Origin of the sequence: Homoserinibacter sp. YIM 151385, from assembly GCF_027912415.1 — a bacterium.
Classification (GTDB): Bacteria; Actinomycetota; Actinomycetes; order Actinomycetales; family Microbacteriaceae; genus Schumannella.
The window spans coordinates 2,610,432-2,626,308 of record NZ_CP115175.1 but is presented as its reverse complement, the minus strand read 5'-3'; the positions used below and the strand labels follow the sequence as shown (position 1 = coordinate 2,626,308).

Annotated in this window: 14 protein-coding genes; 4 read left to right on the top strand and 10 right to left on the bottom strand. The window is 72.9% G+C overall.

Annotated features, from left to right (window positions below):
• Positions 1-32: 32 nt before the first annotated feature.
• The 10 genes from OF852_RS12735 to OF852_RS12690 form a co-directional block, all read right to left on the bottom strand.
• A complete protein-coding gene (locus tag OF852_RS12735; protein WP_271119531.1) occupies positions 33-2,180 on the bottom strand; it encodes an acyltransferase family protein in 2,148 nt (715 codons plus the stop codon).
• A complete protein-coding gene (locus OF852_RS12730; protein WP_271119530.1) occupies positions 2,177-3,169 on the bottom strand; it encodes a hypothetical protein in 993 nt (330 codons plus the stop codon). Before OF852_RS12730 ends, OF852_RS12735 begins: the two co-directional genes overlap by 4 nt.
• The gene (locus OF852_RS12725; RefSeq protein ID WP_271119529.1) at positions 3,166-3,792 is read right to left on the bottom strand and encodes a hypothetical protein; all 627 of its coding nucleotides are present in this window, start codon (positions 3,790-3,792) and stop codon (positions 3,166-3,168) included. Before OF852_RS12725 ends, OF852_RS12730 begins: the two co-directional genes overlap by 4 nt.
• A gap of 7 nt (positions 3,793-3,799) precedes the next feature.
• Entirely contained in the window at positions 3,800-5,044 is a 1,245-nt protein-coding gene (locus tag OF852_RS12720; RefSeq protein WP_271119528.1) for a CHAP domain-containing protein, read from the bottom strand.
• Between the two features lie 115 nt (positions 5,045-5,159).
• Entirely contained in the window at positions 5,160-6,242 is a 1,083-nt protein-coding gene (locus OF852_RS12715) for a nitroreductase family protein (protein WP_271119527.1), read from the bottom strand.
• A 101-nt stretch (positions 6,243-6,343) separates the two neighbouring features.
• The gene (locus OF852_RS12710; RefSeq protein WP_271119526.1) at positions 6,344-7,846 is read right to left on the bottom strand and encodes an ArnT family glycosyltransferase; all 1,503 of its coding nucleotides are present in this window, start codon (positions 7,844-7,846) and stop codon (positions 6,344-6,346) included.
• Between the two features lie 47 nt (positions 7,847-7,893).
• On the bottom strand, positions 7,894-9,996 hold the full coding sequence (locus OF852_RS12705; protein WP_271119525.1) for an acyltransferase family protein: 2,103 nt from the start codon (positions 9,994-9,996) through the stop codon (positions 7,894-7,896).
• Positions 9,993-10,850: a glucose-1-phosphate thymidylyltransferase RfbA gene (gene rfbA / locus OF852_RS12700; RefSeq protein WP_271119524.1), complete on the bottom strand. Its 858-nt coding sequence runs from the start codon at positions 10,848-10,850 to the stop codon at positions 9,993-9,995. Before rfbA ends, OF852_RS12705 begins: the two co-directional genes overlap by 4 nt.
• A 61-nt stretch (positions 10,851-10,911) precedes the next feature.
• Entirely contained in the window at positions 10,912-11,910 is a 999-nt protein-coding gene (locus OF852_RS12695; RefSeq protein WP_271119523.1) for an aldo/keto reductase, read from the bottom strand.
• Positions 11,911-11,936: 26 nt separating this feature from the next.
• Positions 11,937-12,248 carry a DUF2316 family protein gene (locus tag OF852_RS12690; RefSeq protein ID WP_271119522.1) on the bottom strand — a complete coding sequence of 104 codons (312 nt, stop codon included), beginning with the start codon at positions 12,246-12,248 and terminating at the stop codon, positions 11,937-11,939.
• Positions 12,249-12,339: 91 nt separating this feature from the next.
• Here OF852_RS12690 and OF852_RS12685 point away from each other — a divergent pair, with 91 nt between their 5' ends.
• Genes OF852_RS12685 through OF852_RS12670 form a run of 4 tightly spaced genes read left to right on the top strand, consistent with a single transcriptional unit; the run spans position 12,340 to position 15,796 of the window.
• Positions 12,340-12,798, top strand: coding sequence for a MarR family winged helix-turn-helix transcriptional regulator (locus OF852_RS12685; protein WP_271119521.1), 459 nt, complete (start codon positions 12,340-12,342; stop codon positions 12,796-12,798).
• A 9-nt stretch (positions 12,799-12,807) separates the two neighbouring features.
• Positions 12,808-13,794, top strand: coding sequence for a dTDP-glucose 4,6-dehydratase (rfbB, locus tag OF852_RS12680; RefSeq protein ID WP_271119520.1), 987 nt, complete (start codon positions 12,808-12,810; stop codon positions 13,792-13,794).
• Positions 13,794-14,660 (top strand): dTDP-4-dehydrorhamnose reductase, encoded by an 867-nt coding sequence (gene rfbD / locus OF852_RS12675; protein WP_271119519.1) that lies wholly within the window; start codon positions 13,794-13,796, stop codon positions 14,658-14,660. The genes rfbB and rfbD overlap by 1 nt, the downstream gene beginning before the upstream one ends.
• Positions 14,657-15,796: a glycosyltransferase family 4 protein gene (locus OF852_RS12670; RefSeq protein ID WP_271119518.1), complete on the top strand. Its 1,140-nt coding sequence runs from the start codon at positions 14,657-14,659 to the stop codon at positions 15,794-15,796. The genes rfbD and OF852_RS12670 overlap by 4 nt, the downstream gene beginning before the upstream one ends.
• Positions 15,797-15,877 lie beyond the last annotated feature (81 nt).

The following is a 15,877-nucleotide window of genomic DNA, read 5'->3' as shown; positions in this document are numbered from 1 at the left end:
GCGGGAGGACCGGAATGCCGGCCCTGGGGATTCTATGCCATCGCCTCGTCGACGAGCGGCGCGAGGAGCGGCGCGAGGGTCCGCGCGTACGCCTCGGTGAGGTGGTGCGAGTCGAGGTAGGCGACGAGCCCGCCCGCGACGACGTAGCAGCGCGCGGCGTCGCAGAAGCCGTCCGCGGGGTCGAAGGCGAGCACGCGGTCGGCCTGGAGCCCGGCGACGGACTCAAGCGCCGGGTCGGCTGCGAGCGCCGCCGCGCGCGCGAGCGAGCAGTCGTCGGCGGGGTCGCCCTCCGCGATGCAGCGCTGCACGCGGCCGGTCGCCGTGACGGGGGCGTCGCCGAGCACGACGACGCCCTTGCCGGCGGCCGCGAGGCCGCCCCAGGTGTCCGCGAGCGCGTCGACGAGCGCCCGCCGGTCGGCGGCATCGGCCGTCTTGCCCCAGCGGCGCGTGTAGCTCGCGACCGCGACGGCGCCGATCTCCTCGTCGGCGGCGACGAGCCCGAGCACCTCGTCGCGCCAGTCGCGGCAGGCGGGCGAGTTCTCCTTGTAGGTCACGTCGTCGGGCGCCGTCCAGCCCGCGTCGATGGCGGGGCAGGAGCGCTTCGTGTAGCTGCGGATCTGCCAGTTCCGCTCCGCGAGCAGGCCCGTGAGCGCGGGCAGGTACATCTCGGCGTGCGAGTCGCCGACGACCGCGAGCACGGCATCCGGCTCGGTGCTGCCGATCGTGCAGCGCGTCTCCTGATCGCCGAGCTCCTCGCACTCGTGCACCACGGGCGCGGCGCCCGCCACGTCGCCCCCGTCGAGGGGCGGCAGGACCAGGCCGTCGGGATCGGCGCCGATCGCGGGGTCGACCGCGAGCCGGTACTCGCAGTCCTCGGGCGCGGGCAGCGCGGCGGCGCCGAGACAGGAGCGCGGCGGCGCCTCGTGGTCGGCGCTCGGCGTCGGGGTCGCGGCCGCCTCGAGCTCCTCCTCGAGTTGCGCCTGCGCCGCGGCGGCGCGGCGATCGACGTCCGAGACGACCGCGACGCAGCCCGCGAGGAGCGCGAGCGAGGTGACGGCCGCGAGCCCGAAGCTCATGCGGCGCAGCGACCAGACGCGACCGCGGATGACCGGCCGCTCGACCGCCACGCGCGTGAGCCAGGCGAGCAGCACGGAGGCGAGCAGGAGGCCGAGCTTCTCGAGCAGGCCGGGCTCGCGGCCGAGCAGCGCGGGCGCGAAGACGATCAGCGGCCAGTGCCAGAGGTAGAGCGAGTACGAGACGTCGCCGAGGAACGCGACGGGGCGCAGGCGCATGAGCCGTGTCGGCGCGAGCCGCGAGTCGGGCGCCCCGGCCGCGATGACGAGCACGGCGCCGCCGACCGGCAGCAGCGCGACCCAGCCCGGGAAGGGCGTCTCGCCCGTGAAGAGCAGGAAGGCGGCGAGGATCGCGGCGAGCCCGATCCAGGAGAGCACGCCGCGCAGCCGTGGCCCGGCGCGGCCGAGCACGCGTCCGCCCGCGAGCGCGAGCAGCCCGCCGAGCGCGAACTCCCAGGCGTGGGTCGGCGTCGCGAAGTAGGCGAAGCTCGGGGAGGCCTCCGTCATGAGGACCGAGGCGACGAGCCCGCCCACCGCGACGAGGCCGATCGCGATGGCCCAGGCGGCGCGGCGGCGGCGCAGGGCCGCGCCGGCGAGCAGGGTCGCGAGCACGAGCAGCACCGGCCAGACCAGGTAGAACTGCTCCTCGACCGAGAGCGACCAGTAGTGCTGCACGGGCGAGGCGTCCTGCTCGACCGCGAAGTAGTCCACCGCGTTCGCCGCGAGCACCCAGTTCACGACGTAGACCGCGCTCGCGCCGATCTCGATCGCGAAATCCCGGCGCTGGCCCTCCGGGCTCAGCGCGAGCACGCCGACGAGGCTCACGGCGAGCACGAGCATGGCGGCGGGGAGGAGTCGCCGGATGCGGCGCGCGTAGAAGCGGCTCAGGGAGATCCGGCCGCTCGCCTCGAGCTCGCGCAGCAGGTGCGCCGTGATGAGGAAGCCGGAGATGGCGAAGAACACGTCGACGCCCGCGTAGCCGCCCGGGAGGCGCGCGGGCCAGAGGTGGAAGACGACGACGCCGAGCACGGCCGCCGCCCGGAGCGCCTGGATCTCGGGCCGCAGCTCGCGACCCGAGACGGGCGCCGTCGCGCTCGCGCCGCTCACGAGGGCCCCGCGAACCAGGCCGCGAGCGCGCCGCGGCGCCCGGCGGGCTCGGGCTCGGGCCGCACCGGGTCGGCGGGCCGCTCGATCGCCCGGGCGCGCCGGATCGCCCGCAGCGGCGCCGCGAGGTCGAAGAAGAGGAGGACGAGCACCATGTTCTCGGCGAAGGACACGTTCATGAGCACGAAGATCGACAGGTGGAAGACGAGGAAGCCGACCACGAGCGCGAGCTTGAGCCAGCCCGGCCGCAGGAAGAGCACGAGCACGGCGCCCACCTCGAGCAGCGTGCCGCCGAGGAAGAGCAGGTCGAGGGGCACCGCCCAGACCGGGTCGAGGAACAGCGTGCCGAGGTCGAAGCCGTAGGGATTCGGGCGGAGGTTGCGGTTCTCGATCCAGTTCTGGAGCGTGCCCCCGAGGAACACGCCCGGGGCGCCGATGGCGAGGCGCGCGATGCCGATGAAGAGGTACTGGATGACGACGACGAGCGAGACCGCGAGGAGCCCCGCCCGGTGGGCGCCGGCTCGTCGGGCCGGCGCGGGCCCCCGCCGGAGGGCGAGCGCATCCCAGGCCGGCGTGAGCGCGAGCACGCCCGTGACGTAGACGAGGGTGAGCTCGCGGTGATCCCAGTGCCCGCCGAAGCCCTTCTTCACCTCGAGGTAGAGCAGCCCGACGGCGACGAGCGCGAGGGCCGCGCCGCGGGCGCCGCGGAGGCCGAGCAGCGCCCAGGCCGCGAGCGCGATCGCGCCGCCCTTGAGCGACCAGAGCCCGGCCGGCGTGAGCAGCGCCGCCCAGACGCCGTCCGGCGCGAGCCGGAACACCCCGTAGGGCTGGAACAGCTCGATCGGCAGGTGCAGCAGCGAGAAGACGGGATCCTGCGCGAGGAACACGATCCAGATCGCGAGCACGAGGATGCGGCCGGCCGCGAGCGACTCGGCGGTCGCGGACTCGTGGAGTCGGATGGCGCCGAGGGCGGCGCGGAGGCGGGCGATCACGGTGCCGCCGCCTCGTCCTCGCGCGGCTCGGCCGCACCCGCGACGACGGCCCAGGACCGCACGAGCTCGACCTCGGGCGCGGCCGGCGTGCCGGTGACGCGCGAGAAGCCGATCTCCGCCGCGGACTCGCCGCGATCCTCGAGCGCCGCGGCGACGCCCGCCGCCCAGAGGTCGAGCTCGGCGGCGGCGCGCTCGCGCTCCCCCGCGTCCTCGCCCCTCGCCTCGTCGAGCAGCACCCGCATGCGCGTCGACATGGGCGGCAGGCCGATGGTCTCGAACTCGTCGGCGAAGTTCAGCGGCAGCTCCTCGCCTCCGGCGTCGCGCGCCGACCAGAGGTAGCTGTCCTCCACCGACTCCGGCAGCTGCGCCTGGTACATCGCGAAGCGCGTGAGCGGCACGAAGGAGGGCTGGCCGGGGTAGTCGTACTGCCAGCGGTCCACGGCCTGCACGGCGCCCCAGGCGAACACGAACACCCAGAGCACCGCGACGGCGCCCGCCCCCAGGGGGTACAGACGCCGCCGCAGATCGGTCGCGACGAGGAGGTGCGCAAGCACGGCGAGCAGCAGGCCGAGCTCGAGCACCGCGCGGACGATGAGCTCCGGGGTGACGGCGGACCCGTCCATCCCCCGCCTACTCCTTGGGCATGAACCAGGCGGTGACCATCGTGGTCGGCCGCGTCTTGGCGACGACCTTCCGCGAGCCGTTCGCCTGGGTCACGTTGCCCTCGAGCGTGTCGATGGTGCCGTTCGAGTTCACCTTGGTGACGATGCCGGCGTGGGTCGCGACGTTCCCGCCGCCGAAGGCGAGGAACACGACCGCTCCCGTCTTCGGCTTGCCCTTCGACAGCCCGCGCTGGCGCGCGAGCGCCTTGAACTGGTCGAAGTTCTTCGCGTTCGGGACCGCCTGCGACTCGCCTCCGGCGAAGCCGGCCCAGGTCTGGAACATGGCGCACCACGCGACGCGGTAGCCGCTCCAGCTCGTGTACTTGTTGATGCGGAATCCGGGCTCGACGTAGCCGAGCTGGGTGCGCTCGACGGCGATCATCTTCGTGCTCGCGACGTTGCCGGTCCAGAGGGTCGCGTTGGCGGTGGTCGTCGCCTTGCCCTTCGGGTTGCGGTACATCACGCCGCCGTCGAACTCCTGCATGCAGCCGGTGTCGAGCAGGCCGCACTGCGGGTCCTGCGTGGGCACCCCGAGCGTGCTGAGCGCCGAGCCCGCCTTGCGGTACGGCTCCGCGAACTTGGCCGAGATGTACCAGGTGCGCTCCTTGCCGCTGCCGGTGTTGCGCTCGAGGAGGTAGCCGCTCGAGTAGCGCTGCCAGCGGATCTTGACGCCCTTCTTGGAGGTCCCGGTCATGAGCTTCGAGGTCGCGGCGCCGAGCTGCGCGGCGAGGAGCTCCTGCTTCTGCTCGAGCGTCTGGGGCGCCTCCGTCAGCTCGACGGAGACGGGCTCCGAGGCGGCCGAGGCCCACTTCGAGCTCGCGCCGAGGTACGCGCGGATGTCGGCGCGCTTCACCCGCTGGACGTTCGTGACGAAGACGCCCTTCGAGTTCGTCTTCGCGGTGATCGCGGTGCTCCACTTCGTCGTGAGGCGGGTCTGGATCGTCACCGTGACGCCCGAGAGGGCCTTCCCGCTCAGCTTCACGGTGCCGGACAGCCGCGGCGCCTCGCCCTTGCGGATCTCGGTCTGCTGCGTCGTGATCGTGAGCTGGGGCGTCGGCGCCGCCTGCGCCGGGGCCGCGACCATGAGCGAGAGCCCGATCGCGAGCGCGCCGACTCCGCCGAGCAGCGCGTGCCGATGGCGGCGGCCGGCTCCCGTCGACGGCCTCGCGTCGGAGACGCTCGTCTCCACATCGGCCGCTGTCGACCCCGTCATCCTTCGATCGCGCATAGGACTCCCCCGTTCTGTCACCCGAACGAGGCAACTCTCTCAAACTTGCCAGCCGATTCCAACGGGCTTGACAACTTCGGCGCGTCGGATGAGGGCTTTCTCAGGCGAGGCGGTTGTAGCTGCGGAAGGTGCCGAGCTCCTTCTTCTGCGAGAACGGCACGAGGCCCTCGGGGTGCGCGTACCCGACCGCGATGAGCATGACGACGCGATCGGAGACGCCGAGCCCCAGGGTCTTCTGCATCTTCGCCTCGAGCGGCTCGAAGTCGGGCCAGTTGATGACGCTCGAGCTGAGGCCGAGCGTCTCGAGCGCGAACATGAACGACATCGCCGCGAGCGAGGAGTCGACGTAGATCGCGTGGCGGTCGCGCGGGCTGAAGTAGCTCTCGAGCTTGCCGACCACGACGACGATCGAGGGGATGTTGTGCGCATAGCCGGCCGAGCCGAAGGGCAGGCCCGCGACCGTCTTCACCATCTCCGGATCGTCGAAGACGCGGAACTCGTAGGGCAGTCGGTTGCAGGCGGTCGGCGCCTGGCGGCCGATGAGGAGCGCCTGATCCATGAGCTCGCGCGGGACGGGCTTCTGCTCGAACCAGCGCACCGAGCGGCGCTGCATCGCGAGCTCCTCGAACTGCGCGTACGAGATGTCGGAGAGCTGCTTCTTGACGTAGGGGATCTTGCCGGTCGACTCGGCGCCGTAGCCGAGCGCCTCGAAGCGGGCGCGGGCGGCATCCACCGCGGGGGCGGTCCCGGTGTTCACCCGGAAGTACTCGACGAGCACGTCGTGCGCCCAGTCCATCTCGCTCTGATCCATCGTGCCGGGCGCCACCTGGCACTGCTCGACCGCCTGTGCGTAGAACTCGATCGTCTCCGTGATGTAGTCGCGCGCGAACACGTCGCGGCGCGGGAGCATGATGATGCCCTTCTCGAGCCGGTGGATGTTGCGGCGCAGCTCGACGTGCGTGAGGCGGTGCTTCTTCTTGTTGCGGTAGTAGTCGCGGCGACCGCGGAGGACGCCGGCCTGCTCGCGGTTGAAGGTGACGAAGGAGAAGAAGTAGTAGATGTGCGCGAGGATGCGGCTCGAGCCGAAGCTCTCCAGGAACACCCGGTTGAACACCTCGTAGGCGTTCCGGATCCAGGTGATCGCGAGCAGGTTCTTGGCGATGCGCTTCAGTCGGCCGAGCAAGCTGGTCTCCGTCTACGAAGGTGTGGGTGGCGGGAGTCGTGGTCGACCGGAATCGGCGGCGCCGCTCGTCGGTCGGACCACGACAGCATACCCGGGCGGCCTCAGCGCTCGCCCGGCCCCGATCGGGGTGCGGATTCGAGCAGCCGGGCGGGCGCCGTGGCGCGGTGGAGCGCCGCGGCGACGACCGCGAGCGCGACGACCGCGAGCACCGCGAGGACGGGGAGCGTCTCGAGCGGCACGCCGTTCTTCTCGACCCGGTCGGCGACGCGGCGCAGGATGCTCAGCGGCGTCGCGTCCTCGACGAAGCGGCTGAGGAACCAGACCGAGTCCACGAAGGCGGCGCCGGCGAGCACCGCGATCACCGCCGTCGCGACCCAGCCTCGGGCGCGCTCGTATCCCAGCGACCCGACCGCGAGGACCATGCCGATGATGAGGAGCCCGGGGAGGAAGTACCGGATGTTGATGAGGCCCCAGCCCGTCGCGTGCTGCAGCTGCATCGCGTAGAGGCCGGCGAGCTGCACCGCGGCGAGCACGACGACGAGGATCACCGGCAGGCGTCCCGGCGCGGCAGCGCGGCGGGCGCGACGGGCGAGGATCACGAGGCCGGCGATGCAGATCGCCGAGAGGAGCAGCGAGAGCGGGAAGTTGATCGGGAGCAGGCCGTTCCAGTCTCGGAGGCCGAGAAGGCGCCCGGGGACGACGAGGTAGAAGTCCGGATCCGAGAGGTTGTCGAGGAGCGACTTCTTCTCCCGCCCGGCGACCGCCGTCTGGACACGCGAGCGGAACCAGGATCCCGAGCGCTCGAGGTTGAACAGGAAGTACCAGCCGATCGCCGCCACGCCCGCGACGAGCACCGCGGCGCCGTAGCCCACGCCGACGCCGATGCGGCGCCGCAGCCGCCACTCCGGACGGTGGACGACGAACGCGGCGATGACGGCGATGACGCCGAGCGCCGCGGTCACAACGATCGTCGAGCGGGTCGCGACGCCGAGCACCGCCGCGATGCCGAGCACGATCAGGAGCGTGCGTCGCGGACCCTCGAGCAGCGCGACGATCGCGCAGGCGAGCACGACAGAGGCCCAGAGGGTCGCGAAGGCGTCGTTGTAGCTGTCCCCCGCGACCTTCATGAACGCGGTCACGAGCACCGTCGTCGCCGGGAGCGCGATCGCGAGGGGCGCCCGCAGGCGGCCGCCGACGCGCCAGCCGAGCCAGGCCGCGACCCCGAGGATCGCGAGGCCGACGAGCGCGTTGAAGATCCGGGTGACGAGGACGGCGGACTCCCACGCGCCCGAGTCGAGGAGCGGGCCGACCAGGCCCGCCATGAGCAGGTAGTAGAGCGGAGGATGCGAGGCGGTCGCATGGCGGGTCGTCCCGCCGGGATCCGGCTCCTTCATGCCCGGCAGCTCGTGGCCGTACGGCGCCGGGAGATGCCCGTTCCACACCTGCCAGATGTAGTCCATGTGGTCGTAGCTGTCCGCGGCGCCTCGCCAGGGGAGCACGACGATGTTGAAGGCGACCGTCGCGAGATACAGCGCGACGACGCCGAGGAGACCCCAGCGCACCTCGCGCGGGAGCGCGCGCAGCGACGCGATCGGCGAGGGCATGGGCACTCCGAGAGCTCGACGGCGCCGTCTCTCGGCGCCGTCCCATGCTAGCCCGCGTCGAGGAGCGCTCGGATCCGCTCGTCGAGCTCCGGCGCGAGCGTGGCGGCGAAGGTCGACGTCATGTGGTTGTTGTCCTTGTGGGTGATGACGCCGCCGACGACGAAATGACACGTCTCGGCGTCGCAGAAGCGGTCGTAGAGCTCGATCGAGCCGATCCCGCGGTCGTCCGCCCGCGACGCGGCGATCATGATGCCGTCCTCCGCGACGATCTCGTCGCGCGGCATGGCGCAGGGATCCTCGTCGACGCCGCTCTCGACGATACAGTCGGGGATGTCGCGGCCCCGGGGCCGGGGGACGTCCGACACCGCCAGGACCGGGATCCCCGCGGAGCGCCACTGGGTCCAGAGCGCGCCGAAGGCGTCCGCGACCGCCTCGCCGCTCGGCCCGTCCGGCCGCACCGCGTAGCCCTGCACGGCTCCCGAGGTCACCACGAGGTCGATGTCGGGGCGATCGGCGACGAACTCGCCGATCTCCGACTTCCAGCGCGTGCAATCCGGGCGCTGCTCCTTCGGCACGTTGCTCGCGTAGTCGGGCGCGGTCGGCCGGCAGGAGCCCTTCATGTACTCGAGGACCTGCCAGTCGTGCGCCTTGGCGAGCTCCATGACCGGGCGGAGCAGGTGGTTGACGTGGGAGTCGCCGACGAGCGCGATCGTCGCGCTCGGCTGCGCCGATCCCCCGCGGCACTCCTCGATGTCCGGGGTCGCCATCTCGCAGTCCAGCCGGAAGAACGGATCCCGCTCGGCCTTCCATTCCAGCCAGGCCGTCTGGGAGTCGTCGACGGCCGCCGAGGGGCCGAGCTGCGGGTCCACGAGGTGGGAGTCGGGGCAGTCGGCGCCCTCCAGGGCGGCGGCGGCGCCGAAGCAGGGCGCGTCGCCGGCCCGCATCGCCGCGACGCGGTCCTCCGAGTAGGCGAGCGCGTTGGCGGTCGCCGCGCTCGCCATGGCCACCGGGACCGCCGCGATCCCGAGCACGAGCGCGCTCGCCGCCGCCCCCGCGACGAGCGAGCGGAGCCGACCGCGGGCGAGCAGCGGGAGTCCGCGGAGCGGATCCTCGACGATGCGCTTCGTCGCGCCCGCCAGCACGAGCACCGCGGCGAGGATGAGGAGCTTGTCGAGGGTGCCGAGGTCGCGACCGAGCGCGAACGGCAGCAGCACGATGGGCGGCCAGTGCCAGAGGTAGAGGGAGTAGGAGACGTCGCCGACCCACTGCACGGGCCGGAGGCGGAGCAGCGGGGCCGGGGAGAGCCGGGTCCCCGGCATCCCGGCGGCGATCACGAGCACCGCGGCGCCGATGGGAAGCACGGCGATCCAGCCCGGGAACGCGGTCGCCCCGTCGAAGACGAGCGCCGAGACGAGGATCGCGAGCAGCCCGGCCCAGGAGGCCGCGGCGGCGAGCCCGGGCATCCTCGCGGCGACGGCGGTCACCCGGGCGCCGGCGAGCGCGAGCAGCCCGCCGAGTGCGAACTCCCAGACGTGGGTCGGCGTCGCGAAGTACGCGAACTGCTGGTCGGCCGCCGTCATGACGATCGACACGGCGAAGGAGGCGGCCCCGAGGACGGCGAGCAGCGCGACGAGCACCGGGCGGAGCCGGCGGCCGGCACGGCGCGCGAGGATCGCCGCGAGGACGAGCAGCAGCGGCCAGATGAAGTAGAACTGCTCCTCCACGGACAGCGACCAGTAGTGCTGCACGGGTGAGACGAGGTTGCTCTCGGCGAAGTAGTCGACGGCGTTCGCGGCCAGGACCCAGTTCAGCGCGTAGACGGCCGCGGCGCCGATCTCGGTCGCGAACTGCGCGGCCCTGGTCGACGGCGCGAGCAGCAGCACCGCGGCGAGCGTGACGAGGAGCACGAGCAGCGCCGCGGGGAGCAGACGCCGCATGCGGCGTCCCCAGAATCGGATGACGTCGATCCTGCCCTCGCGCTCGAGCCCGTGCACGAGGTGGTCGGTGATGAGGTAGCCGGAGATGACGAAGAAGACGTCGACGCCGATGTAGCCGCCCGAGAGGCGCTCCGGCCAGAGATGGAAGCCCACCACCAGGAGCACGGCGAGCGCGCGAAGTGCCTGGATCTCCGGGCGGAAGCCGCGGGTCACGAGTCGAGCAGCCCGCGCAGGTAGTCGCCGTAGCCGCTCTTCGCGAGTGCATCGGCGTGCGCGAGCAGCCGCGCGTCGTCGATCCAGCCGCGCCGCCAGGCGATCTCCTCGATGCAGCCGATCTTGTGGCCCTGCCGCGCCTCGATGACCCGGACGTACTCGGTCGCGGCGACCATCGACTCCACCGTGCCCGTGTCGAGCCACGCGGTGCCGCGATCGAGCGGCTGCACGTGGAGGCGTCCCTGCGCGAGGTAGGTGGCGTTGACCTCGCTGATCTCGTACTCGCCGCGGGCGCTCGGACGGATGCCGCGCGCGATCTCGACGACGTCCGCGTCGTAGAAGTAGAGGCCCGGCACGACGTAGCGGCTGCGGGGGTGCTCGGGCTTCTCCTCGATGCTGAGCACCCGGCCCTCCGCGTCGAACTCGACGACGCCGTAGGCGCTCGGGTTCGAGACCGGGTAGGCGAAGATACGCGCGCCGTCGAGCGGCGCCTCGGCCGCGCCCTCGAGATCGAGGCCGTGGAAGACGTTGTCGCCCAGCACGAGCGCGACGTCGTCGCCGCCGATGAAGTCGGCGCCGATGAGGAAGGCCTGCGCGAGGCCCTCCGGCTCGGGCTGCACCGCGTAGGCCAGGCGGATGCCGAGCCCCGAGCCGTCGCCCAGCAGGCGCTCGAAGGCGGCGCGATCCCCGGGCGTCGTGATCACGAGGATCTCGCGGATGCCGGCCGACATGAGCGTCGCGAGCGGGTAGTAGATCATCGGCTTGTCATACACGGGCACGAGCTGCTTCGAGATGCCCTGCGTGATGGGGTGCAGGCGCGTGCCGGTGCCCCCGGCCAGGATGATCCCCTTCACACCCACACCCTATCGGCGGCGGGGAGCGCCGATGTGGTCGCCGGCCCGAGCGCGAGCGCCTTCAGCGCTCGCTGTCGAGGAGCGCCATGAGCGGCGCCGCGTAGCGGGTGCCGGCGATCGCGGAGGCCGGGACGAGGCGTTCGATCTCGGCGACCTCCTCCGCGCTGAGGACCAGGTGCGCGGCCTCGAGGGCCTGGGCGATGCGCTCCGGCCGCCGCGCGCCGACGAGGGGGACGATTCGCTCGCTCTTCGCCAGCTCCCACGCGATCGCGAGCTGCGCCACGCTGACTCCCCGTCGCTCGGCGACGACACGGAGCCCGTCGACGAGTGCGAGGTTCGCCGGCAGGTTCTCCGCGTCGAAACGCGGCAGGTGGCCCTTGAAGCGGGGGTCGACGGCGTCGCGCTGGAAGTCGCCGGTGAGCAGGCCGTGGCCGAGGACGGCGTACGCCGTGATCCCGATCCCCAGCTCGAGACAGGTGCCGAGGATGTCGCGCTCGATGCCGCGGCTGAAGACGGAGTACTCCAGCTGCACGTCGGCGACCGGATGCACGGCGTGGGCGCGGCGGATGGTCTCGGAGCCGACCTCGGAGAGGCCGAGGTGGCGAACGTAGCCGGCGTCGATGAGCTCCGAGATCGCGCCGACGGTGTCCTCGATCGGGACATCGGCGGCGAGGCGGGAGGGACGGTAGATGTCGACGTGGTCCGTGCCGAGTCGGCGCAGCGAGTACGTCAGGAAGTTCTTGACGTGCTCGGGGCGCCCCTCGATCCCGACGAAGCGGCCGGCCGGATCCTTGAGGCCGTTGAACTTCACGCTCAGGATCGTCCGCTCTCGGTCGCCGGGTCGCAGCGCCTCGCGGATCAGCTCCTCGTTGTCGCCCATGCCGTAGAAGTCGCCGGTGTCGATGAGGCTCATGCCGGCGTCGAGCGCGGCGCGGATCGTGGCGACGGAGGTCTCGCGGCTGAGCGGCTCGTTCGACATCATCTCGGCGCCGAGGCCGACGGCGCCGGTCGTGAGACCGGTCGAGCCCAATGCGCGGGTGGGGAAGGAGGTGCTGGTCATGGTGGGTTCCTCTGGTGGTGAGTCGATCAGATATCCGGGATGCACCGGGGCGGGCGGCGGAGCGCGAACCACGCGCCGGCCCGCACGCGCGCCGAGGGCGTGAGGACGGTGAACGGAGCGGGCTTCGACCCGCGGCTCGTCGCCGTCTCGACGAGGAAGTCCCGCAGCTCCCACACGTCGACCGGGTCGGAGGCGGGGTCGACGGCGAGCACGGACTCCACTCGCGCCTCGGACCAGCCCAGCTGCCGGGCGAGCCGCACGCGGTCCAGCCCGAGGGCGGAGAGGCCCTGTCGCAGTTCGCGGCTGGTGCGCTCACGCTCTTCGGCGTTCAGGGACATGCACCACCTCACTTTCTGTTGCGGATTCAACACTACGCGCAAGCTATTGAATGTGCAACAGTTGCGTGGTGACATTCCGCGAGAGGAGAGCATGACCGGGGACGAGGACTCGACGATGGACGTCGTGCAGCTCTGGCTGGCCTGGAAGCACGCCAACGAGCACCTCCGGGCCTCGATCATCCGCGATGTGAACGCGGCGTCCGACGTCGGCGAGCCGGAACGCACCGTCCTGATCCACCTGCACGCGGCGGGCGGCACGCTGAGGCAGAACGCCCTCGCCGCCGCCACCGGCTGGGACCGCGGGCGCCTCTCGCACCTCCTCACCCGCATGGAGGACCAGCGGCTCGTCGCGCGCACCCGCCTGAAGAACGGCGTCGAGATCTCGATCAGCTCGGCGGGAGAGCGCGCGTGGGCGGATGCGGAGGCATCGCTCCGGGACGCGCTCGGCCGTCACGTCCTGCACGTGCTCGACCCCGAGCAGGTCGAGGGGCTCCGCGACATCCTCCGACGCCTCACCGGCCCTCGGCCCTCGGACGGGCACCGCCGCTAGGATCGGCGGATGCGCGTCCTCGTGACCGGCGGTGCCGGATTCATCGGCTCGAACCTGGTTCGGCGCGCCCTCGCCGACGAGCTGCCCGGGCTCGAGGGCTCGGAGGTGACGGTGCTCGACGCCCTCACCTACTCGGGCAACCCGGCCAACCTCGCGAGCGTCGAGGACTCGCCGCGCTACCGCTTCGTGCACGGCGACATCCGCGACCGAGAGCTGCTCGCCGGCCTCCTCCCCGGGCACGACGCGATCCTGCACCTCGCCGCCGAGTCCCACGTCGACCGCTCCGTGCGGGATGCGGCGCCCTTCGTCGACACGAACGTCGGCGGCACCCAGCGGCTCCTCGACGCCGCCGTCGAGGCCGGCATCCCCCGGTTCGTGCACGTCTCGACCGACGAGGTGTACGGCTCGATCGACGAGGGCTCGTGGACGGAAGAGCAGCTGCTCGAGCCGAACTCCCCGTACTCGGCCTCGAAGGCGGGCAGCGACCTCCTCGCCCGCTCCTACCACCGCACGCACGGGCTCGACGTGTCGATCACCCGCTGCTCGAACAACTACGGGCCGTACCACTTCCCCGAGAAGCTCATCCCGCTGTTCGTGACGAACCTGCTCGACGGCCGGCCGGTGCCGCTCTACGGCGACGGCGGCAACGTGCGCGACTGGCTGCACGTCGACGACCACGTGCGCGGCATCGCGCTCGTGCTCCAGGGCGGGCGCGCGGGCGAGATCTACAACATCGGCGGCGGCACCGAGCTCTCGAACCGCGAGATCACCGAGCTGCTGCTCGAGGCGACCGGCCGCGACTGGTCCTCCGTGGAGCCCGTCGAGGACCGCAAGGGCCACGACCGCCGGTACAGCGTCGACATCGCGAAGATCCGGCGCGAACTCGGCTACGCGCCGCGCGTCGGGTTCCGCGAGGGGCTGGCCGCGGTCGTCGACTGGTATCGCGAGCGCCGCGACTGGTGGGAGCCGCTGAAGCAGCGCGCCGGGCTCGACTGATGCGCTGGCTCGTCACGGGCGGCACGGGCCTCCTCGGCCGCGCGCTCGCCGCAGCCCTCGCCGGGGCCGGCCACGAGGTCCGCGCCCCCGGCTCCCGCGAGCTCGACATCCGGTCACGCGGCGCGGTGCGGGATGCCGTGGCCGGCTTCCGCCCGGACATCGTCGTCAACTCGGCCGCCTGGACGGCGGTCGACGACGCCGAGGCCGCCGAGCCTGCGGCGCACGCCGTCAACGCCCTCGGCGCGGAGCACGTCGCGATGGCCGCGGCGTCGGCGGGAGCGCGCTTCGTGCAGGTCTCCACCGACTACGTCTTCGACGGCCGCGCCGCCTCGCCCTACCCCGAGGACGCCCCGCTCGCGCCGCTCGGCGCCTACGGGCGCACGAAGGCCGCGGGCGAGCGGCTCGCCCGCGCCGCCCACCCTGGGGCGCTCGTCGTCCGCACCGCCTGGCTGTACGGCGGCGACGCCGGGTTCCCCGCCCTCGTCCGCCGACTCGCGGCCCGCCACCCCGAGCTGAGCATGGTCGCCGACCAGGTCGGCCAGCCGAGCTGGGCGCCGGAGGTCGCGGACGGCATCCTGCGCCTCGTGGAGGCCGGTGCGCCCGCCGGCGTCCACCACGCGACCGCCTCGGGCGCGGCGAGCCGCGTCGAGCTCGCGCGCGCCGTCCTCGAGCTCGACGGGGAGGACCCCGACCGCGTCCGTCCCGTCGGCAGCGAGGCCTTCCCGACGCCCGCCCCGCGCCCCGCGTACTCCGTGCTCGGCCACGGCTCGTGGGCCGCGGCCGGCATCCCGCCGCTCCGCGACTGGCGCGAGGCGCTCGCGGAGGCCATGGTGGAATCCCCCGAGCAGGAAGCAGGCCGCGCATGACGACGCTGCGCGTCATCATCGACCAGATGATCTCCCCCGTGCCCGGCGGCGTCGGCCGCTACGCGGAGGAGCTCACCCGAGCCCTCATCGACACCGCGCCCGGCGACGCCGTCGTCGAGGGTTTCGTCTCCGCCTCCCCCGAGCCCGACTACGAGCGGATCGCGCGCCGACTCCCCGGGCTCGGCGCCCTCCACAAGAGCGCGCTCGCCCGGCGCGAGCTCTCGGCCGCGTGGCAGCTCGGCTTCACCGCCCTGCCCGGCCGCGGCTTCATCCACGCCATGAGCCCGCTCGCGCCGCTCGCCCGGCACGACCGCGTCGAGAACCCGGACACGCAGGTCGCCGTCACGATCCACGACGTCGTCCCGTGGACGCACCCCGAGACGCTCACGCCCCGCGGCGTCTCCTGGCACAAGTCGATGATCAGGCGCGCGCACCGCTACGCCGACGCCGTCGTCGTGCCGACCCACGCCGTCGCCGCGGAGCTCGACGAGCTGCTCGGCTTCGGCGACCGCATCCGCGTCATCGGCGGGGCCGTCGGTACCGCGCTCGTGCTGCCCGAGGACCCGGAGGCGCGCGCCGCCGAGCTCGACCTGCCGGAGCGCTACCTGCTCGCCGTCGGCACGCTCGAGCCGCGCAAGGGCCTCGAGCCGCTCATCCGCGCGCTCGGGACGGGGGCCGCGGGCGAGCTGCCGCTGCTCGTCGTCGGCCCCGCCGGCTGGGGGGACGTGGATGTCGCCTCTGTCGCGGAGGACGCCGGCCTGCCCGAGGGCCGGGTGCGCGCGCTCGGCCGCCTCGACGACGAGGACCTCGCGCTCGTCATGAGCCGCGCCGAGGTCTTCGTGTTCCCCTCCCTCGCGGAGGGCTTCGGCCTGCCCGTGCTCGAGGCGATGCACTTCGGGGTGCCCGTCATCCACTCCGACGCCCCCGCCGTCGCGGAGGTCGCCGCGGATGCCGGCCTCGCGGTCGCGCTGGAGCCGGGCGAGGGCTACCCGGGGCGCCTCGCGGCGGCGATCCGCGGCGTGCTCGAGGACGACGCGCTGCGGGCGCGCCTCGGGGTGCAGGGGCGCGACCGCGCGCGGGCCTTCAGCTGGCGCGACTCGGCCGAGCGCGTCTGGCAGCTGCACGCCGAGCTGTAGGCGCGACCCCGCTCATCGAGGAGCGCGCAGCCGGGGGTCCGAACCGCATCTCGGAGAATCCGCCCGGATCGCATCCCGCGG